The following is a 20,284-nucleotide window of genomic DNA, read 5'->3' as shown; positions in this document are numbered from 1 at the left end:
CCAACGAGAGTGCCCATGCGCCAGAGACGCACCTGGAAACAGCGACGCCGCCTTGCCGACCCGATCGAGGAACATGTCGCCTTCAACGACACCGAGACCAAGATCGCCCTGTCCGGCCATCCGCTGCACGCGATGATGGTGGCCTTTCCCATCGCGCTGGCCTTCTCCACCTTCGGGGCCGACGCGATGTACTGGCTGACCGCCGACGAATTCTGGCCGCGCGTCGCGCTGTGGGCGACCGGGGCTGCCTTCGGCCTGGGGGTCCTGGCCGGGATCACCGGCACGATCGAGTTGCTGATGGTGCCCGGCATCCGCATCCGGGCGGCAAGCTGGACGCATTTCATCCTCGCGGTGATGCTGTTGTCCCTGCTGGGACTGAACTGGGGGTTCCGCCTGCCCGATCCGCAGGACGTGGTGCTGCCCTGGGGCATCCTGCTGTCGGCGCTGACGGCGGCCATGACCGGGATCACCGGCTGGCATGGGGGCAAGCTGGTCTTCGATTATCAGATCGGCACGAAAAGCGACGGGGCGGGCGGCTAGGCGGGCCGTCATGGCTGGCCAACCGACTGACCGCGGGGGGCCAGCATGAAATCGGGCATCCAGTCCGCGACCCAGGCCAGGTCCGGCTTGGCCAGCACCAGCCACAGCACGCCCATCATCAGGGGCAGCCCCAAAACCAGCGCCCACAGGGCCGACGGCATGTTCTGCAGCCCGCGATGTTCCCCAGATGTCAGGATCAGGTGACCGATCCAGGCATGGACCAGCGCCATGCCCGCGACCAGCGTCAGCTTGGCCACGAACCACAGGTCGAACACCTGATCGGCAAAGATCAGGCCGGTCCCGGCCGCGATGGCGATGACCGCCGCCGGCGTCGCAAAGCCGACATAGCCGAAATGCGTGATCAGCCGGAATTCGGCATAGCGGGCCTGGGTCTGGCTGCTGTCGGCCTTGCCGCGCCAGATCTGGCCATAGAAATGCAAAAGCAGCGGCAGCGCCACCAGCGATGCGCACCAACACAGCATGGCCGCCAGGTGCAGGTACTTCAGCCCCGCGACCATCATGCGGCGAACCCCCGCCGCCAGGCATGCCAGACCATGCGACCCGCGATAGCCGCCACGGGGACAAAGCCCGGCACCCACATGATCAGGCCTGCCAACTGCTGGTCCGCCAGGGGCGACATGCCCCAGGCCATCGCGCCGCCCACATGCGGGAAATACAGGATGTCGGGGGCAAAGGTCAGGATCGCGCCCAGAAAGCCCATGATGCCGGCCAGCCCGCCGATCAGCACGGCGCGGCGCATCGCCTCCTCGGCTCCGAAACCGGGGGCCAGGACCGCCGACCAGAACGCCCAGGCCGGAAGCAGCATTGCCGCCTGCATCACCCAATACAGCGTGTCCGAAGCCCAGATGGCGTCATAGACCCCGGGCAGGTGCCACGCGATCATCGCCGCGCTGACCACGGCCAGCGACAGCCCGGCCGGCAGTCGCGGCAGCAGCGGCAGCGCCGCGGCCAGCGCCGGCGCGGCCAGCGTGATCAGCACCAGATGATGCGCCGCCCGCGCCGAGAACAGCGCCACAGTCAGCGCACAAAGGGGCGACACGAACGCCACGACCAGCGCCCCCACCGCCAGGGCCGCGGGGCCGCGACGGTCGGGCACCGCCTTGCGCGCCAGGACCAGCGCCAGCGCCGCGATGCCGATCAGCACCCAAGGATCGAGGTTCCAGCTGGACCACAGCTGGTCCGGCGCCGGTGCCGGGCCGCAATAGGGCATCAGCGCCTGTGTCATCGTCTCTCCTTGGTTGCGGATCGCGGGCGGGCGCGCGCAATGTCGTTCCCCAACAATGGCCTGCGCCCCGGGTTCCATGCAAGCATTCGGAACTGCGTGCAAGCGGTGGCGTTGGCCCCCCATGACCGTCGCCCCAAGCCAGAATCCCGACGCGCATATCCGCCCCGGCGACCGCACAGGGGCCGTGCGGTTGCAGGCCGCAGTCTGGATCATGCTGGCGCTGGCGGCCCTGATCCTGCCCTTTGCGGTGATCCTGGCCGGCGATCCACCACGGGATGCGGCCTTCACGCAGACGATGGCCTTTGGGCTTGGCTTCGGGGCGCTGGCGCTGGTCGGGCTGCAATTCGCGTTGACCGGACGGCTGAAGCCGTTGCTGCGTCCGTTCGGTGCCGACATCATCCCGGTCTTTCACCGGTTCCTCAGCTGGGGGGCGGTGGCGCTGATGCTGGGGCATTTCGCGATGATGTACATCTGGCACAAGGACGACATGGGTGTCCTGAACCCGCTGAAGGCCGATCCCTACATGACGGCGGGTCGGGTTGCGCTGGTCTGCTTCGGGGCGATGGTGATCACGTCGGAATTCCGCAAGCGACTGCGGCTGGACTATCTGTGGTGGCGGTACCTGCATGTCGGCCTGGCGCTGACCGGCTTTGCGGCGGCGATCTGGCATGTGCTGGGGGCGGGGCATTTCACCGGGGCCGACGGGACGCAGGGGCTGTGGCTGGCGATCACGCTGGCTTGGGTCGGGCTGATCGCCTACACCCGCCTGCTGCGCCCCTGGCGACAGTCGCGCAACCCGTGGCGCGTGATCGAGAACCGCGACGAGGGCGACGGCATACGCACCCTGATCCTGCGCCCCGAGGGGCGTGCGCTGCGCAACTGGCGGCCGGGACAGTTCGCATGGCTGGCCGTGGGCGGCACGCCCTATTCGCTGCGCGAACATCCGTTCTCGATCTCGACCGCGCCCGACAAGGGGCCGGACATCAGCTTTTCCATCAAGCCCCTGGGGGACGACAGCCGCCGCCTGTCGCGGACGCCGGTGGGCAGCGTGGCCTGGATCGACGGGCCCTATGGCGTCTTCACCATCGACCGCGAGGCCCATGCCCAAGGGTTCGTGATGATCGCGGGCGGCGTGGGCATCACGCCCATCCTGGCCAACCTTCACGCGCTGCAGGCCCGCCGCGATCCGCGCACCATCCACCTGCTTTATGCGAACAAGGACTGGGACGACGTGCCGTTCCGAGATCAGCTGGCCCGCATCGCCCAGGACATCGACCTGCGCGTGACCCATGTGATCGAGGAGCCGCCCGAACCCTGGGACACGGGCGGCCACGTGGCGGTCAAGGGGCGGATCGACGCCGCGATGCTGGACCAGGTGCTGCCCGACCGGACGCGTCACTGGCCGCACATGATGTGCGGGCCTGCGCCGATGCTTGCGGCAATTCGTGCGGGGCTGGCGGGCAGAGGCACGCCCCTGTCCGCGATCCACGCCGAAATCTTCGAGATGGTGTGACCGATGCGCCCGCGTCTTGCCTTGGCCTTGGCCATCCTGCTGATCGCCGTGACGGTGGCTTGCGCCATCGTCATGGCCAGCCTGACATCAGGCGGCGGTGACGCGCCAGATGATGTCGCCCACGTCGTCGGCCACCAGAAGCGACTTTCTGTCAGCGCCGATGGCGACGCCCACGGGACGGCCATAGGCGGTCTTTTCGTCATCCGACAGGAAGCCTGACAGGATGTCGCGCGGCGGGCCCGACGGCTTGCCGCCCTCGAACGGCACGAAGACCACCCGGTACCCGCTGAGGGTCGAGCGGTTCCACGACCCGTGCTGGCCGATGACCATTCCGTCGGGAAAGCCGGGCAGGGTGCCCGCGGGCATCCAGCACAGACCCAGGGAGGCGGTATGCCCGCCCAGGGCATAGTCCGGCGTGATGGCGCGGGCGACCAGCGCCGGATCCTGCGGCACGCGGTCGTCGACGGTCTGGCCCCAATAGCAGTAGGGCCAGCCATAGAACCCGCCCTCGCGCACGGATGTCAGGTAATCGGGCGGCGTCTCGTCGCCCAGGCCGTCGCGTTCGTTGACCACCGTCCACAGGGTGCCGGTCGACGGCTCCCACGCCATGCCGACCGCGTTGCGCAGCCCCGAGGCGAAGATGCCGGCCTGTTCGGTCTCCAGGTCCAGACGCCAGATGGCGGCGCGGCCCTCCTCGGCTTCCATGCCCTGATCGCCGATGTTGCTCAGCGATCCGACGCCGGCATAGAGGCTGGTACCGTCGGGCGACACGATCAGGCTGCGCGTCCAGTGGCCGTTCGGCTTGAACGTGACCAGCCTGCGTCCCGCCGCGGTGATCGTCGTCTGCCCCTCCTGATAAGGGAAGGCCACGATCCCGTCCGTGTTGCCGACATAGAAGGTGTCGCCCACCAGTGCCATGCCGAAGGGCTGGTTCTGCCGCTCCAGGAAAACCTCGCGTGTCTCGGCCACGCCGTCGCCGTCGGTGTCGCGCCACAGCGTGATGCGGTTCGCGCTGGTACCAATGGCGCGGGCGCGGCGCATGGTGGCCTGGGCCGCGTGGTCCATCAGCGTCTTGGGCGGATTGGGCTGCTCCTTGGATTCGGCCACCAGCACATCGCCGTTCGGCAGCACCTCGATCCAGCGGGGATGCTCCAGCCCCGAGGCGAAGGCGTTGACCCCCAGACCCGGCGCCGTGTCGGGGACATGGCCCGGGGCCCAGCCCTTGGCGGTCGGCATCTTCAGCGTCATGATACCCTGGCGCTTGGCGTCGGGAATGGTCGGTGCAGTTCCGACCGCCTGAACCTTGGGCGCGCCGAACCGCCTGATTGCCACCATCGTGCCGCCCACGACCGCCGTCGCCCGTGCCAGAAAATCCATCATCCGCCCCCTTGCTGTCGAAGCCGCACCTTAGCGACCCCTGCCGGGGCGTCAAACGCTGATGGCGTCGCAACCCCGACGGCGATGCCCTACCAGCCCGCGGCGCGCCGGGGTTCGACGGCTGCGGGACGCAGGGCCTGCTGAGGCGTGGTGCGGAACTGGCGCGCCTTGCTTGCCAGCTGATCGGTCTGCTCCTCAAGCGCGCGGGCGGCGGCGGTCGTCTCCTCGACCATGGCGGCGTTCTGCTGGGTGACCTTGTCCATCTGGTCGGCCCCCGCCGACAGCGCGCGCAGGCTTTGCGACTGTTCGCGCGCGCTGGAGGCGATCATGGTGATGATCGTGCGCACCGCCGACACCTCTTCGACGATCGTGACCAGCGATGCGCCCGAGCTGCGCACCAGGCCCGCCCCCTCGCGGACATGGACGGTCGAGGCGCCGATCAGGTCCTTGATCTGATGCGCGGCCTCGGCGGTCTTGTGGGCCAGGGCGCGGACCTCGTGGGCGACGACGGCAAAACCGCGCCCGGCCTCTCCGGCGCGCGCGGCCTCGATGCCCGCGTTCAACGCCAGCAGGTTGGTCTGGAACGCGATCTCGTCGATGACGGTGATGATGGTGCCGATCTGGCGGGTCGATTCCTCGATCTCGCCCACGGCACCCACGGCCTTCTGGACGATCTCTCCGCCGCCTTGGGCATTGCGCTGCGCGGTTTCGGCGCTGGTCTGGGCGGTGGACACGCCCTCGGCGGCCTGATCGACGCCGCGCGAAACCTCGTTCAGGGCGGCCACGGTCTCCTCCAGGTTGGCGGCCTGCTGTTCGGTGCGGTGCGCCAGGTCATGGGCGGCGGCGCTGATCTCGGCCAGGCCGCCGCGGATGACGGCCACGCCGTCGACCACCAGCCCCAGGGCCTCGTCCAGCTGACCGAGCGAGGTGTTGAACTGATCCTTGACCGCATCGAACTCGTGCGCGACCGGGTCGGTGATGCGCACCGTCAGATCGCCCCGGCTGAGCCGGTCGAAGCCGGTGCTGATCGCCCCCACGAAATGCTGCAGCTGGGCGGCGCGCAGGTTGGTCTGTTCGACCATCTCGGCCTGCCGCGCGTTCACGGCATCTGCGTCGCGCGCCAGGCGGTCGCGGTCGATGGTGGCGGCGCGGAACGTCTCGACCGCGCGGGCCATGGCGCCGATCTCGTCCCTGCGGGCGGCGCCGGGGACGGTGTCGTCGGTCTGGCCCTGGGCCAGGCGCCCCATCATCGCGGTCAGCGCCTTGATGGGCTTGCTGATGCTGCGCGACAGCGGGATGGCGCAGGCGATCAGCGCCAGAAGCAGCAGTCCCGACCACAGCCCGCTGCGCCGCATCTCGGCCATGAAGTCGGCGGTTATGTCGTCCACGTAAAGGCCCGCGCCGACCGTCCAGCCCCAAGGCGCGAATAGCGTGGAATAGGACAACTTGGGCAGCGGATCGCCCCCCGACAGGCGCGCGACGAAATACTCGGTAAAGCCGCCCCCCTCGCGCGCGGTCACGATCATCTCGCGGATGTGCAGCTTGCCGTTGGCATCGGTGGCTTCCCAGGCATTCGTGCCCTCGCGTTCGGTATCGGGGTGCATGACCCGCAGACCCTGGGGGTCGTAGATGAAGACATAGTCGTCGTCGCCATAGCGGATGGCGCGGGCGGCCTCCTTGGCGCGGTGCTGGGCCTCGTCCAGGGTCATCGCGCCAGACTGGGCCTGGGCTGCGAAATGGGTCAGTATGCTGACCGTGCTTTCGACCTGGGTCGCAATCAGCTCCTTGCGGTCCTTCCACAGAAGGTGGTGCAGCGAGGACAGCTGCAGCGACATCGCAAGGATGCTGAGCGCGACCGCAACCCCGGTCAGCAGGGTCAGTTTACGTGAGATTCCAAAGGTCATGCAGTGGCCTTCCCGGTGTGATCCGACAAGACATAGCGGCGACACATGAACGGATCGTTGACGCCGGCAGGGAATTGCACGTCGTGCGAATTGCGCCGACAGTGGCGGCAGACCGACACGGGGGACCAGACGATGTGCAGACAGTGCAATTATACCATCCATGCGGCGCAGCATCACCTGGGCTGGGACAACGCGATCGCCCCGGTCCAGACTGTGGCGCCGGGATCGACGATCCGCTTTGCCTGCATGGAGGCGTCGGGCGGGCAGCTGAACCTGTCCAGCACCGCGGACGACATCGCCACGCTGGATTTCGGGCGCATCAACCCGGTCAACGGGCCGATCCATGTCGACGGGGCCGAACCCGGCGACGCGCTGAAGATCACGCTGGTCGATTTCGCCCCGCAGGCGCAGGACGGGCAAGGCTGGGGCTGGACCGCGAACATCCCGGGGTTCGGTCTGCTGGCAGACCAGTTCCCCGACCCCGCCCTGACGCTGTGGCGCTATGATGCGGCGACGCTGGCGCCGGCGCTGTGGGGCAGTCACGGCCGGGTCGGGCTGAAGCCCTTTGCCGGGACCATCGGCGTGGCCCTGGCAGAGCCGGGTACCCATTCCATCGTCCCGCCGCGGCGCACGGGCGGCAATCTGGACATCCGCGACCTGTCGCGCGGGGCCGAGCTGTATCTGCCGGTCGAGGTGGCGGGCGCGCTGTTCTCGGTGGGCGACACCCATGCCGCGCAGGGCGACGGAGAGGTCTGCGGCACCGCCATCGAAAGCCCGATGGACGTCACGCTGACGCTCGACTTGGTCAAGGACGCGAACCTGGCGATGCCGCGGTTCACCACGCCCGGCCCGGTCACGCCGCACCTGGACGCCAAGGGGTACGAGGTCACGACCGGCATCGGCCCCGACCTGATGACCGGCGCGCGGCAGGCGGTCGAACAGATGGTCGATCTGCTGTGCGCGCGCCACGGCATGCCCGCGGTCGAGGCCTACATGCTGGTGTCCACCTGCGGCGATCTGCGGATCTCGGAGATCGTCGACATGCCGAACTGGGTCGTGTCGTTCTATTTCCCGCGCTCGGTCTTCGAATGACCGACCTGCATCCCTGGGCCGCGGGGCTGGACAGCCTGTACGACCAAGTCTGGCTGCGGTTGCAACGCGGCGTGGCCGACCGCCATGCGCCCGCCCGCCACCCGGTGCTGGCCACCGTCACGCCGGGCGGCATGCCGCAGGCGCGCACGGTCGTGCTGCGCGGGGCCGACCCCGACGAAGCCGTGCTGGAGGTTCACACCGACCTTCTATCCGCGAAGGTGGGCGATCTGCGCGTCAACCCGATGGCGGCACTGCATGTCTGGGACGCGGGCACGCATCTGCAGACGCGGATCGAAGCCCGGGCCATGATCCTGACGGGCGCGGCGGTCGCGCAGGACTGGGCGCGCGTGCCCGACCCGTCGCGACAGAGCTATGGCTCTCAGCCGCCGCCCGGCACGCCCATCGACGATGCGCTGGCCTATGCGAAACGCCCGGACGTCGCCTGTTTCGCGGTGCTGCGCCTGACGGTGCTGGCCATCGACGCGGTGCATCTGGGCCCGCAGCACCGCCGCGCGCGATACACGCGCGAGACAGGCTGGCGCGGACAGTGGCTGGCGCCCTAGACCATCACGAAATGGCGATCTGCCACCTGACGCCAGTCGCGCTTGGGCGGTTCGAACCCCATCGGGCGGACGGGGCTTTTCAGCTCATCGACCTGCATGGCGCGGCGCAGGCCCCGGCGCGCGGGGTCCGGGACCGGCACGGCCGCGATCAGCTTCTTCGTGTAGGGATGCTGCGGGTCGGCAAAGATCGCCTCGCGCGGACCGATCTCGACGATCTCTCCCAGATACATCACCGCGACGCGGTGGCTGACGCGTTCGACTACCGCCATGTCGTGGCTGATGAACAGATAGGCGATGCTCAGACGCTCCTGCAGGTCCATCAGCAGGTTGCAGACCTGCGCCTTGATCGACACGTCCAGCGCGGACACGCTCTCATCGGCCACGATCACCTTGGGGTTCAGGCCCAGCACGCGCGCAATCGCCACGCGCTGGCGCTGCCCGCCGCTGAATTCATGCGGATAGCGGTCCAGCATCGACCCGTCCAGCCCGACCTGGGCCAGCAGTTCGGCGGCACGCTCGCGCGCCTCAGCCCGGCTGGCCAGCTTGTGCGCCAGGATCGGCTCTGCCACGGTCTGGCCCACCGTCATGCGCGGGTTCAGGCTGGAGAACGGATCCTGAAAGATCATCTGCCCCGACCGACGCATCCGGCGCAGATCGGCCGGGCCGGCCTTCAGCACATCGAACCCGTCCAGCGTCACCTGACCTGATTCCGGCTGGACCAGCCGCAGGATCGACCGCCCCGTCGTCGATTTTCCGCAGCCGGATTCGCCGACCAGCGACAGCGTCTCTCCCTGCCACAGATCAAAGCTCAGATCCTCGACCGCGTGGACCTTGCCCGTCGGGCGGCCCAGAAGGTCCGACCCCGCGGCAAAGCGCGTCACCAGGTTCCTGACCGACAGGACCGGGGTCGCGCTGCGGTCCACGGTGTCGACCACCGCGGGCTGCGCCGCGATCGCGCCGCTGGCCATGTCGACCTTGGGAAAGCGCAGCGGCCAGCGCTGGCCCGCCATCTGCCCAAGCCGCGGCACCGCAGCCAGCAGCGCGCGGGTATAGGGGTGGCCCGCATCCTGGAACAGGCCCGCGGTGGTGCCGGTCTCGACGTGATCGCCGCGGAACATGACCACGGTGCGGTCGGCGATCTCGGCGACCACGCCCATGTCATGGGTGATGAACAGGACGGCCATGCCCTGCTCCTCCTGGATCTCCTTGATCAGGTCCAGGATCTGGCCCTGGATGGTCACGTCCAGCGCCGTCGTCGGCTCATCGGCGATCAGCAGGCGCGGGCGCGCGGCCAGGGCCATCGCGATCATCACCCGCTGGCGCATGCCGCCGGAAAACTGATGCGGATAGTCCCTGATGCGCGCCGCCGCATTGGGGATGCGCACGCGGTCCATCAGGCGCAGCACCTCGGCCCCGACCTGGTCGCGGGGCACTTGGCCATGGCGGATCAGCAGTTCCGCGATCTGGTCTCCCACCGGAAAGACCGGGTTCAGCGAGGACATCGGTTCCTGAAAGATCATCGCGATGTCGTTGCCGCGGACCCGGCGCATCTCCGGCTCGGACAGGCGTGTCAGGTCGCGCCCGCCCAGGAGGACCTGTCCCGTGACGCGGGCGCGCTTGTCCAGAAGGCCCATGATCGCCAGCGATGTGACGCTCTTGCCCGATCCGCTTTCGCCGACGATGGCCACGGTCTCTCCGGGGGCCACGTCGAAGCTGATGTTGCGCACGACCTCCTTCATCCCGTCGTCGGTGGGGAAGGAGACGGACAGGCCGCGCAGGCTGAGGATGGGATCCGTCATCCTACCGCCCCGCCGCATAGGCCTGCATCAGCCGCGGCGTCGCGGCCGCGCGCAAAAGGCCCTGCGCATCGCGGCTGGCGGCGGTCAGGCGGCCGATGTCCCAGGGGCCGGTGACGGTCACGTCATGACCGCGACGGCGCAGCTCGTCGATGGTGGCCTGGCCCACGCGATCCTCAATCAGCATGCCGCCCGGTGCCGCGGTGCGCGGGTGGAATGAGGCCGGGAAATGCGTCGAATGGAACAGCGGCGCGTCGATGGCCGCCTGCAGGTTCGGCTCGAAATGGACATGGCGCAGGAAGAAGACCAGTTGCCACTGGTCCTGCTGATCGCCGCCGGGCGTGCCGAAGGACAGATGCGGCACCCCGTCGCGCAGCGCAAGCGACGGCGTCAGCGTGGTGCGCGGCCGCCGCCCCGGCGCCAGCGACGTGGGCAGGCCGGGCTGCAGCCAGAACATCTGCGCCCGGCTGTTCAGGCAGAAGCCCAGATCGGGGATGATCGGCGAGGATTGCAGCCAGCCGCCCGACGGCGTGGTCGAGACCATGTTCCCCCACCGGTCGATCACGTCGATATGCACGGTATCGCCGCGCTTTTCTGACAGATGCGCCATGGTCGGCTCATAGACCGCGCCCTTGCCCAGCCCGTCCAGCAGGGACAGGGTGCGGGCGCGCTGATCCTCATAGCCCGGCACGGTGCCGGGGCGCAGATCCAGCGACGCACGGTCCCCGATCAGGGCGCGGCGGTCGGCGGCATAGGCGTCCGACAGCAGCGCCTCCATCGGCACGTCGTGCATCGAGGGGTCGCCGTAATAGACCTCGCGGTCGGCATAGGACAGCTTCATCGTCTCGATGACGGTATGGACGAAATCGGGGCCGTTCGGGTCCATCGCGGCGATGTCGATGCCCTCCAGGATCTTCAGCCCCTGCAGCAGTACCGGCCCCTGACCCCAGGGCCCGGTCTTGGCGATGGACCAGCCGTGATAGTCGGCCCAGGTGGGCTCCTCCGTCGTGGCGGCATAGCCCGCCATGTCGCCGGCGCTGAGCACGCCGCGATGTTTCGCGCCGCTGCCGTCCATCACCTCGGTCGTGCGGCAGAAACGGTCGATCGCCTCGGCCACGAAGCCGCGATAGAAGGCGTCGCGAGCGGCCTGCACGCCCGCCTCGCGCGTGGGGGCGCCCTCGGAGGCTTCGACGATGCGGCTGTAAGTGTCTGCCAGCGCTTCGTTCTTGAACAGCGCGCCCGCCTGCGGAGCCTGCCCGCCGGGCAGCCAGGTCGCGTGCGACGTGGGCCATTCGGCGGCGAAGAAATCGGCCAGACCGGCGATGCTGTCGGCCACGCGGGGCAGCATCGGATGGCCGTGACGGGCATAGTGGATGGCGGGGGCCAGAACTTCGGCCACGCTCATCGTGCCATGCTCCTGCAGCATCAGCATCCAGCCGTCGAAGGCCCCGGGGATGACGGTGGACAGCAGCCCGTTGCCGGGGATCAGGTCGATCCCCTCGGCGCGGTAATGCTCGATGGTGGCACCGGCCGGGGCGGGGCCCTGGGCGCAGATCACCTGGGTCTTGCCGGTCTTGGCCGAATGGATGATCGCGGGCAGATCACCCGCCGGGCCGTTCAGATGCGGCTCGACGATCTGGAGGACAAAGCCCGTCGCGACGGCGGCGTCGAACGCATTGCCGCCCTTTTCCAGGATCGCCATGCCCACGGCGGTCGCGATCCAATGGGTCGAGGTGACGACGCCGAAGGTGCCGGTGATCTCGGGGCGGGTGGTGAATTGGGTCATGACGACTCCTTGCAATGTCAGTGTTCGCGCGGGTCCAGCGCATCGCGCAGCCCGTCGCCGATCAGGTTGAAGCCGATGACGACCAGAAAGATCGCAGCCCCCGGCCACCAGGCCATCCAGGGCGCCTGCGTCAGGAAGTTCTTGGCCACGTTCAGCATCGACCCCCAGCTGGGCGCGGGGGCCTGCTGGCCCAGGCCCAGGAAGGACAGCGACGCCTCGGCGATGATGGCGGTGGCGATGGTCAGCGTGGCCTGCACGATGATCGGCGGCACGATGTTCGGCAGGATGTAGCGGCCCATGATCGCCATGTGACCCAGGCCGATGGCACGGGCGCCCTCGACGTAATCCTCGGTCTTGACGGACATGACCTGCGCGCGCGTCAGGCGGATGAAGATCGGCATGGCCGACAGGCCGATGGCGATCATGGCATTGGTCAGGCTGGGCCCCAGAAATGCGGCCAGCGCGATCGCCATGATCAGGAAGGGCATCGCCAAGAGCGCATCGGTGAAGCGAGAGATGATCGTGTCGGTCCAGCCGCCGAAATAGCCCGCGATCAGCCCGATGGGCACGCCGGTGACGACGGCGATCGCCACAGAGATCACCCCCGCCATCAGAGAGGCCTGCGCGCCCCAGATCATCCGGGACAGGATGTCGCGGCCGATCTCGTCCGAGCCCAGCCAGTATTCGGCCGAGGGCGGCAGCCGGATCGCGGTCCAGCTGGTGGCCAGCGGGTCGGCGATGGGCAGGATCGGCGCGGCCAAGGCCAGAAGGACGAAGAAGGCCACGATGATGCCGCCGACCAGGGCCGCGCGGTTGCGCCGGAACTTGCGCCAGAAGCGGCTTTTGGCGCGGGGGGCGGGCATGTCGATGGCGGTCATAGGGCGGCCCTCATCCGGGGGTTCAGCATCACGGACAGCACGTCCGCGACCAGGTTCATCAGCAGGAAACCGACGGCGGTGCACAGCACGACCCCCTGCACCACGGCATAGTCGCGGTTGAACACCGCATCGACGATCAGCTTGCCGAAACCGGGGATGGTGAAGATCTGTTCGGTCAGCACCGCGCCCGCCAGCAATTCGCCGAACAGCAGCGCGGTCAGCGTGATGACCGGCAAAAGCGCGTTCCTGAAGCTGTGCTTCAGCACCACCTGGCGGCCGGTCAGGCCCTTGGCCCGCGCCGTGCGGATATAGTCCGCCGACAGCACGCCCAGCATGGATGACCGGGTGTGGCGCATCAGCGTCGCGGCCAGCCCCGTACCCAGCACGAAGGCCGGCATGATCATCGTCTGCAGCGAGCGGACCGGATCGACGAAGATCGATTCATATCCCGATGCCGGCAGCCAGCCCAGGTTCACCGAGACCAGCAGGATCAGCATGATCCCCAGCCAGAAGTTCGGGATGGACAGACCCGACAGCGCCACGAAATTGGCCAGCCAGTCGGTCACGCTGCCCTTGCGCACCGCCGCGATGATGCCTGCGGGAATGCCGATCAGCATCGCGAAGATCATCGACATGACCGCCAGCTGGATGGTCACCGGCAGCTTCTGCACGATCAGCTGCGACACGGGCTCCCCGGTCCGCAGCGAGGTGCCCAGATCGCCCGTCACCACGCCCCCCAGCCAGCGCAGGTACTGGACCGGCACGGGGTCGTCCAGGTGCAGCTGTTCGCGGATGCGGGCCAGGGTCTCGGGGTCGCGCTCCTCTCCGGCCATGGCCAGGACGGGATCGCCGGGCAGCAGCATCTGCAGCCCGAAGACCAGCATCGACACGATCAGCAGCGTCGGCAGGGCGACCATCAGCCGCTTGGCGATATAGATCAGCATGGGGGTCCTTTCACCATCGGTGCGGGGGCGCGGCGGGCGCGCCCCCGGTCATGGTCACTCGGCCAGGGTGACGTCCTGCAGGCGGATCATCCCGTCGGGCAGCGCCTTGAAGCCCTGGACCTTGTCGTCCAGCGCAAAGATGTAGGTTTGGTGGCCCAGATAGATCACCGGCAGGTCCTGGTTCAGGATCACGCCAGCCTCGTCGTACAGCGCCTTGCGGGCGGCGGGGTCGGTGACGGCGCGCGCCTCGTTCAGCAGGCGGTCGACCTCGGGGTTGCAGTATTTCGGGTCGTTGATCCCGCCCTCGCAGGTGACGAACTGGTGCAGGTTGCCGTCCGGGTCGGGACGCCCCGACCAGTCCGACCGCGACAGCTGGAAGTTGCCCGCCGTCTGCTCCGACAGAAGCGTCGCGAATTCGGTCGCGCGCAGGGTGACGTCAAAGCCCGCCTCGGCCACCATCGCCTGGACGACCTGCATCATCTGGGTGACGACGGGGTTGTTGGCATGCTGGATCTCGACCGCGACGCGCTCCTGTCCGGCCTCGGCCAGCAGGGCCTTGGCGGCCTCGACGTCGCGGGCGGGAACGGGCAGATCCTGGTTGTACCATTGCGAGGTCGGCGGGAAGGGCTGGTTGCCCGCGCGCGCCGTGCCGTCGAATACGACCTGGTTCAGCGCCTCGCGGTCGATGGCCAGCGAGAAGGCCTGGCGGACGCGCGCGTCCTCTCCCATCGGGGTCAGGGCGCGGTCGCCGTTGCCGATGTTGGCATAGATCGCCATGTAGCCCAGGCCCACGACCTCCTGCAGGCTCAGCCCGTCGGTCTGGTTGACGGTGCCCACGTCGGTGGCGGCGATCCGTTCGACCATGTCCAGCTCTCCGGACTGCAGGTTGGCCAGGCGCACGGTGGTGTCTGGAATCGGGCGATAGGTGACGCGTTCGATCTTGATGCGGTCCGCGTCATAGTAATCCGCGAACTTTTCCAGCACGATGCGGTCCTGCTGGATGCGTTCGACGAACTTGAACGGACCCGAACAGACCGGGTTCTGGCCGAAATCGGCGCCTGCCGCCTCGGCCGCGGTCGGAGAGATCATCATTCCTGCCCGGTCCGACAGCTGCGCGATCAGCGACGCGTCCGGCGCAGTCAGCGTGAAGGTCACCTGCAGCGGTCCCGTCGCCTCGACCGAGGCAACCGAGGACAGCTCGGACTTGCGCCGCGATTCCGGCAGGGTCATCGACCGGGTGATGTTGGCCACCACCGCATCGGCATCGAACGCCGTTCCGTCGTGGAACACCACATCGTCGCGCAGGTTCATGACCAGCTGCAGCCCGTCGTCGGAATAGGTCCAGTCCGTCGCCAGCATCGGGATAATCTGCGCGTCGGCGTCCAGGTCGACCAGCTTGTCGCACAGGCCCGCATAGACGATGCGGCCCACGAAGGTGCGCGACTGGTCGGGGTCCAGGATGTCCGCATCGTCGCCCAGGCCGATGCGCATTTCCTGTGCGGCGGCGGGTAGGGCGGTCAGCAGCGCGGCAAGCGCGGTGGCGGTCAGCATATGGCGAGTCATGGGATGTCCTTCCTGATGGGGGTCAAGCATGGGCCGGTTGGTCCGGCCTTCCGGTATCGGTTGCGGGCAGGTCGGCCGATCCAAGGCGGATCAGCTTTTCCTGAAGCATCAGCAGATGCAGGCGCATCTGTTCGGCGGCCGCCTGCGGGTCGCGGGCGGCGATGGCGTCGACGATGGCGCGGTGCTGGGCCACGGGCAGCGCGTGACCGGCCAGGCCACCCCGCGCGCGTTCGCGCACCGCCTGCCAGGCGGGGTCCTGGCGGATGCGGTTGACCACGTCGAACAGCGACAGGAACAGCGCATTGCCGGCGGCCTCGGCGATCTGGCGGTGCAGGGTGCCATCCCACAGCTCTCCCTCGTCGGCGTCGACGCATTGCGCGATGCGGTCCGACAATTCGTGCATGCGGGCGATCTGGACCGGCTTTGCGCGCAGCGCGGCAAGGGCCGCCAGCTGCGGCTCCAGGCGCAGGCGCACCTCCATGATCTCGAAGAAATCGGTCGCGGGGGCGGCGCTGTCGATCTGACCACCGACGAAGGTTCCGGCGCCCTGGCGGCGGGTGATGCGGCCCTCGGCCTCCAGCACCTCCAGCGCGCGGCGGATCGCGCGGCGGCCGATGCCCATCTGCTCTGACAGCTGCCGTTCGGTCGGCAGGCGGGTGCCGTTCGGATGACCCGGATCGTCCACCCAAGCGCGCAGCTGTTCCAGCGCATAGGCAGAGGTCATGTTTCCCTGACCCCTAGCGGGACCGTCATCGGCAAAGGGAAGATCAGGCATGTCCATGAAGCGAACCAATCCGTTATTGGTTCATGCTGTCACAAATCTGCCGTCACGCAAGCACGATGACGCGTGATCGACTGTGATTCAGCGGTTGCGCAGCGGATACTGGTTCTCGCGCCCTTGTTCGGTGGGTCAGAAATGCGAACCATTACAGTGCAATGGTTTGCCCGTGCCCCAACAATGACGTCGACTGCCCGAAGTTTAAGCGTTCCGTTAAAATGCAACTTTATGACAAGGCGAATCCGCCGACCTGCCTGTCTGGAAGGTCTGACGTCCGGGAATCAGGTGCTATGGGCCTCTCCCCATGGATAGAGCGTGGCGTCGTTACGACTTGTCCCCGCGCGGTCACGTTAACCAAGACGTTGACCCTGAATATTCGGCATGCAGACGTCATGTGCTGGACGATCCCGCGCGTTCGCGTGGATGAATATGCCCTACTGGCATCGTCCGACCGACCCGTCGCGTCGATCTCCGGCGGCCAAGCGATTTATTTGCGTCAGAGGTCGCGCAGGAGGCGTGCGAAAAGCGCCAGCCTGCCGAGTGACAATCGCAGCGCGATGCGAATTATGGAGGAACGCGGTGTTACGTCATCAGCAGGCCGGGGACGGTGCCTGGCCGCCGCATTCGGTTCGCCAAGCGGTTCAAACATGCATCTCGACGGCCCGCGGCGAAGCCGTGCAGTCCACTAGGCAACCATCGGATGCTTGGTGTCACCGATCTCACCCCCTCAAAGACGATGGTCATGCAAACCCGCGGCGCCACCGTTATTGGCCATCCTGCTGCGGCACTCTCACCTTCGGACTTGCCACCATGAACGCGGGGATTGGTGAGCAGCATCGGCGCGTAGCGTTGGATGCGAACGGAGATTCCTCAGGGCACCGGCGTAGGTTGGTACCACTGTGCCGCTACTTGGTGGCATGACAGGTGCAGCGGTCAAGGTCCTGCCACAACAAGATTTTCTACGGTTACCCCCGGAACTGTCCCCGGAAACTGTGGATAACTGGATCACCAGCGCAGCAGCTTGTGACCCGCCACGGCCCCGGCAACGGATGCCAGCACGATCGCCGCGCCGTACCAGAACACATAGAACAGCGGCGAATCCTCGGTGCAGGACAGGGCATAGCCGGTCGCCGCACCGGCGCCTGCCGCAAGTCCGATCAGCGCGCCGGCCAGGACGGGATGCGTGCTGGCGCCGCGACGCATCAGCCGCACGCCTGCAAACAGGGGCGCCGCCGACAGGGCCAGCACCGCGGGCACGCAGGTATCGGCCGAATGGCCCAGCCAGTCATGGGCCAGCCGATCGACGGGCGTCGCGACCAGTGCCCAGACCGCCAGGGCCAGCGCCAAGGCCGCGGGCACCGCCAGCGGCCACAGCCCGATACGCGCGCCGGGCCGTGCCAGCCGCACAGCCATGGGCCAGGCCAGCATCAGCACCATCAGCGGCAGCAGCGGCTTGGCCAGGGTTACCGGCGCGGCCAGCGATGCGGCCAGATCGGGGCGCGGCCCGGACAGCGCCATCTGCAGCGCAAGGCCCAGCAGTGCCGTCCCGGCCATCGTGGCAATCATCCGCGCCGGAGAGAACCGGGTCGAGGGCAGGGGTTCGGCCGCCAGTCGCGCAATCAGCGCCTCGGTCGAGGAGGGTTGTGTCATTCGCGTGTTCCCAGTCCGATGGCGGACAGCTTCTTCATGGCGCGGTGCAGGGCGACCCGGACCGCGCTGTCGGTCATGCCAAGGCGGGCAGCGACGTCGTCGGCGCTGTCCCCCTCGATGCCCATGGCGCGGACGATGCCCGCGGACCGCGCGTCGATGCGCGCCAGCAGCACCCCCAGGTCGCGGGCGGCGGTGGGGTCGTCGGTGCGGCTGTCGGCCATGATCTCGGCAAAGTCGTGGATGGGCAGGTGGACGCGGCTGCCCCGCCTGCGGAACGCGTCGATCACCTTGTAGCGGGTGACCGCATACAGCCAGGGACGCAGGGGTGTGTCTGGCTGCCAGCTGTCGCGTTTCACGTGGATGGCCAGCAGCACCTCCTGGACGACATCCTCGTGCAGGTCGCGGGGCAGGCTGCGCCCGCGGGCCCGCACCACGGCGCGGATCAGCGGCGTGACCTGAGTCAGGAACCGGGCCATGGCGCGGCTGTCGCCGGCCTGCGCCGCCGCCAGAAGTGCCGCCCATTCGGTGCCGTCCTGCTGCATGCCCCGCCTCCGCGCGCCTGTCCTCAGGCTAGCCGCAGGGATGCCCACCCCGCAAGGCACGATGGCGGGAACGGCGATCATGCCGGCACCCGGCGGGTCTGCAGGACGTGGTCCAGCGACCACCGCCCCGGTCCATGCGCGATCAGCGCCAGGAAGGCGGCGGCCCACAGCCCGTGCGTGATCCAAGCCGAGGGGTAGACGAAGATCTGGATCGTCGCCGTCATCGCCAGAAGCGCCAGCGCCGACAGCCGCGTCATCAGCCCCAGGATCAGCAGCACCGGTAGCAGGTGTTCGGCCAGGGTCGCGGCCACCGCTGCCCAGTCCGACGGGATCACGGGCAGCGCGTATTCGTGTTCGAACAGGAACCAGGTGCTGTCCTTGATGGACAGGCCGTCGACCTTGGTGCGGCCCGACTGCCAGAAGACCGCCGCCGGAAACACGCGCAGGGCCAGCCCGGCAAGGTCGGTCAGGATGGGGGTCATGGCACGGTCTCCTGGTCGGTCAGGCTGCCTGACCGCATCAGGTGCAGCAGCAGCGGTTGGGGGTTGTGGTCGGCCTGCACCGCCCGCGCGGCCCGGGCGGCCTGCGTCAGCGTTCCCGCAGGCAGGGCCGCGATCATCGCGGCGTCGGCGGGGCTAATCGCGGTGACCGGAACGTCCCAGGACGGATCGCGCAGGATCAGCGCGATCTGGGGTCCCGCGGGGACAGGGCCGGGGGTGGCGCCGGGCTGGTTCATCGCCCAGACCGCGACGCCCGCATGGTGCAGCGGCAGCACGATGACCGACGGGTGCAGGCCCAGCCTCAGCAAGTCCGGGTCGGCGCGGGTCAGGCGGTCCGGGCGGACCGGGACGGCGTCGGCCGCGTGAAAGGCCAGCCCACGGGCATGTTCGATCCGCGCGACGTCGGCCATCCAGGGCCAGGCGGCCAGCGGCGGGAAACCGGCCAGAAAGGCCGCGAACCCCGCGCCCCATTCGGCCATCACCGGCGACCGGGGGCGGTCGGTCGCGACGAAGCTTGCGGCCAGCGCGGCGAAATAGTCGGCCCCGACCAGCCGGCGGATGACGGGAAAACGCTGTGCCAGCGCGGCGGACAAGCCCACCGCCACATTGTTGCGATAGACGGCGAAACGGCGCTCGGCCTCGGGGCCGGTCACGCCGGGGGGCAGCGGCCCGCCGCGCAGCGCGACGTCGAAGGCCGTGATGAAATGGGCGTGCTCAGACGGCATGGGCCAGCCCCGCATGCCGCAGGATGGCGTCGGCCCGCGCGGCCTCGGCCGCGAGGATGGGCCAGTCGGGCAGGTCGTTGTCCCATTCGACCAGCGTCGGCAGCGGGCCCTGGCGCGCGATGACCTTTGCATAAAGCGCCCAGACCGGGTCGGCGACGGCACTGCCGTGATCGTCGATCAGCAGCGGCCCCGAGGGCAGGTCCTCGGCCGCGTGGCCGCCCAGGTGGATCTCCTGCACAAGGTCCAGAGGAAACGCGTCTAGCCATGCCCAGGGATCGCGCCGATGGTTCACCGCCGAGACATAGAGGTTGTTGACGTCCAGCAGCAGCCCGCAGCCGGTGGCCTGGGCGATGGCCTGCAGGAACTGGGTTTCGGGGATCTCGGACTGCTGGAACAGCAGGTAGGTGGCGGGGTTCTCCAGCAGGATGGGACGCGCCAGCGCGGTCTGAACTTGGTCGACATGATCGATGATCAGCGCCAGGGTCTGGGGCGTGTAGGGCAGGGGCAGCAGGTCGTTCAGGTATTCGGCCCCGTGGCTGGACCATGCCAGGTGTTCGGAAAAGCTGTCCGGCTGATACCGGTCGCACAGCGCGCGCAGCCGCGCCAAGTGATCCCGGTCCAGCCCATGCGGGCTGCCGATCGACAGGCCCACACCGTGCAGCGATAGCGGGAAATCGGCACGCAGCGCGGTCAGTTGCGCGTGGGGCAGGCCGCCCGCGCCCAGATAGTTCTCGGCATGGACCTCGAAGAAGCCGACGGGGCGGGCGTCCTGGCGGATCGCCGCGAAATGCTGGGGCTTGAAACCGACGCCGGGGGTGGCGGGAAGGCGGGACATGGCATCACCCTTTGGGAATGGCCGCGCGGGACGATCCCCGCGCGGTCCGTGT

The 20,284-nt window shown here is 68.4% G+C and carries 19 protein-coding genes; 4 read left to right on the top strand and 15 right to left on the bottom strand.

The window, feature by feature from the left end; genetic code table 11:
* The first annotated feature begins 15 nt into the window (after positions 1-15).
* Positions 16-540, top strand: coding sequence for a DUF2231 domain-containing protein (locus FHD67_RS05455; protein WP_045983237.1), 525 nt, complete (start codon positions 16-18; stop codon positions 538-540).
* 8 nt (positions 541-548) lie between these two features.
* Here FHD67_RS05455 and FHD67_RS05450 read toward each other — a convergent pair whose 3' ends face one another.
* Positions 549-1,061, bottom strand: coding sequence for a CopD family protein (locus tag FHD67_RS05450; RefSeq protein ID WP_218062276.1), 513 nt, complete (start codon positions 1,059-1,061; stop codon positions 549-551).
* The gene (locus FHD67_RS05445; protein ID WP_139598089.1) at positions 1,058-1,786 is read right to left on the bottom strand and encodes a cytochrome c oxidase assembly protein; all 729 of its coding nucleotides are present in this window, start codon (positions 1,784-1,786) and stop codon (positions 1,058-1,060) included. Before FHD67_RS05445 ends, FHD67_RS05450 begins: the two co-directional genes overlap by 4 nt.
* Before the next feature lie 121 nt (positions 1,787-1,907).
* Here FHD67_RS05445 and FHD67_RS05440 point away from each other — a divergent pair, with 121 nt between their 5' ends.
* Positions 1,908-3,299, top strand: coding sequence for a ferredoxin reductase family protein (locus FHD67_RS05440; protein ID WP_052715147.1), 1,392 nt, complete (start codon positions 1,908-1,910; stop codon positions 3,297-3,299).
* Between the two features lie 87 nt (positions 3,300-3,386).
* Here the strand turns inward: FHD67_RS05440 and FHD67_RS05435 are convergent, their stop codons facing one another.
* Positions 3,387-4,676, bottom strand: coding sequence for a PQQ-dependent sugar dehydrogenase (locus tag FHD67_RS05435; protein WP_139598133.1), 1,290 nt, complete (start codon positions 4,674-4,676; stop codon positions 3,387-3,389).
* Between the two features lie 89 nt (positions 4,677-4,765).
* Positions 4,766-6,580: a methyl-accepting chemotaxis protein gene (locus tag FHD67_RS05430; protein ID WP_176695064.1), complete on the bottom strand. Its 1,815-nt coding sequence runs from the start codon at positions 6,578-6,580 to the stop codon at positions 4,766-4,768.
* A gap of 132 nt (positions 6,581-6,712) precedes the next feature.
* Between FHD67_RS05430 and FHD67_RS05425 the strand changes: the two genes are divergently transcribed.
* Both FHD67_RS05425 and FHD67_RS05420 read left to right on the top strand, forming a co-directional pair.
* Complete coding sequence (locus tag FHD67_RS05425; RefSeq protein WP_139598087.1) at positions 6,713-7,672, top strand: acetamidase/formamidase family protein; 960 nt, start codon at positions 6,713-6,715, stop codon at positions 7,670-7,672.
* The gene (locus FHD67_RS05420; RefSeq protein WP_139598086.1) at positions 7,669-8,235 is read left to right on the top strand and encodes a pyridoxamine 5'-phosphate oxidase family protein; all 567 of its coding nucleotides are present in this window, start codon (positions 7,669-7,671) and stop codon (positions 8,233-8,235) included. The genes FHD67_RS05425 and FHD67_RS05420 overlap by 4 nt, the downstream gene beginning before the upstream one ends.
* Here the strand turns inward: FHD67_RS05420 and FHD67_RS05415 are convergent.
* From FHD67_RS05415 to bufB, 11 genes are all read right to left on the bottom strand, one after another.
* A complete protein-coding gene (locus FHD67_RS05415) occupies positions 8,232-10,034 on the bottom strand; it encodes an ABC transporter ATP-binding protein (protein ID WP_218062275.1) in 1,803 nt (600 codons plus the stop codon). The genes FHD67_RS05420 and FHD67_RS05415 overlap by 4 nt on opposite strands.
* 1 nt (position 10,035) lies before the next feature.
* Positions 10,036-11,817 carry a gamma-glutamyltransferase family protein gene (locus FHD67_RS05410; protein WP_045999733.1) on the bottom strand — a complete coding sequence of 594 codons (1,782 nt, stop codon included), beginning with the start codon at positions 11,815-11,817 and terminating at the stop codon, positions 10,036-10,038.
* Between the two features lie 17 nt (positions 11,818-11,834).
* On the bottom strand, positions 11,835-12,695 hold the full coding sequence (locus FHD67_RS05405; protein ID WP_045999734.1) for an ABC transporter permease: 861 nt from the start codon (positions 12,693-12,695) through the stop codon (positions 11,835-11,837).
* Complete coding sequence (locus FHD67_RS05400; RefSeq protein ID WP_045999735.1) at positions 12,692-13,639, bottom strand: ABC transporter permease; 948 nt, start codon at positions 13,637-13,639, stop codon at positions 12,692-12,694. Before FHD67_RS05400 ends, FHD67_RS05405 begins: the two co-directional genes overlap by 4 nt.
* A 54-nt stretch (positions 13,640-13,693) precedes the next feature.
* Positions 13,694-15,202 (bottom strand): ABC transporter substrate-binding protein, encoded by a 1,509-nt coding sequence (locus tag FHD67_RS05395; protein ID WP_218062274.1) that lies wholly within the window; start codon positions 15,200-15,202, stop codon positions 13,694-13,696.
* A gap of 22 nt (positions 15,203-15,224) precedes the next feature.
* Entirely contained in the window at positions 15,225-15,926 is a 702-nt protein-coding gene (locus FHD67_RS05390) for a FadR/GntR family transcriptional regulator (RefSeq protein ID WP_198143093.1), read from the bottom strand.
* A gap of 1,059 nt (positions 15,927-16,985) precedes the next feature.
* Positions 16,986-17,630, bottom strand: coding sequence for an NrsF family protein (locus FHD67_RS05385; protein ID WP_139598084.1), 645 nt, complete (start codon positions 17,628-17,630; stop codon positions 16,986-16,988).
* Positions 17,627-18,172 (bottom strand): sigma-70 family RNA polymerase sigma factor, encoded by a 546-nt coding sequence (locus FHD67_RS05380; RefSeq protein ID WP_139598083.1) that lies wholly within the window; start codon positions 18,170-18,172, stop codon positions 17,627-17,629. Before FHD67_RS05380 ends, FHD67_RS05385 begins: the two co-directional genes overlap by 4 nt.
* A gap of 77 nt (positions 18,173-18,249) precedes the next feature.
* The gene (locus FHD67_RS05375; protein WP_139598082.1) at positions 18,250-18,654 is read right to left on the bottom strand and encodes a DoxX family protein; all 405 of its coding nucleotides are present in this window, start codon (positions 18,652-18,654) and stop codon (positions 18,250-18,252) included.
* A complete protein-coding gene (locus tag FHD67_RS05370; RefSeq protein ID WP_176695063.1) occupies positions 18,651-19,397 on the bottom strand; it encodes an HvfC/BufC N-terminal domain-containing protein in 747 nt (248 codons plus the stop codon). The genes FHD67_RS05375 and FHD67_RS05370 overlap by 4 nt, the downstream gene beginning before the upstream one ends.
* Complete coding sequence (gene bufB / locus FHD67_RS05365; RefSeq protein ID WP_139598080.1) at positions 19,387-20,232, bottom strand: MNIO family bufferin maturase; 846 nt, start codon at positions 20,230-20,232, stop codon at positions 19,387-19,389. Before bufB ends, FHD67_RS05370 begins: the two co-directional genes overlap by 11 nt.
* Positions 20,233-20,284 lie beyond the last annotated feature (52 nt).

Source organism: Paracoccus haeundaensis (genome assembly GCF_006239215.1).
Lineage (GTDB): Bacteria > Pseudomonadota > Alphaproteobacteria > Rhodobacterales > Rhodobacteraceae > Paracoccus > Paracoccus marcusii.
Note: the sequence above shows the minus strand (reverse complement) of the source record. Positions and strands in the feature narration are given on the sequence as shown.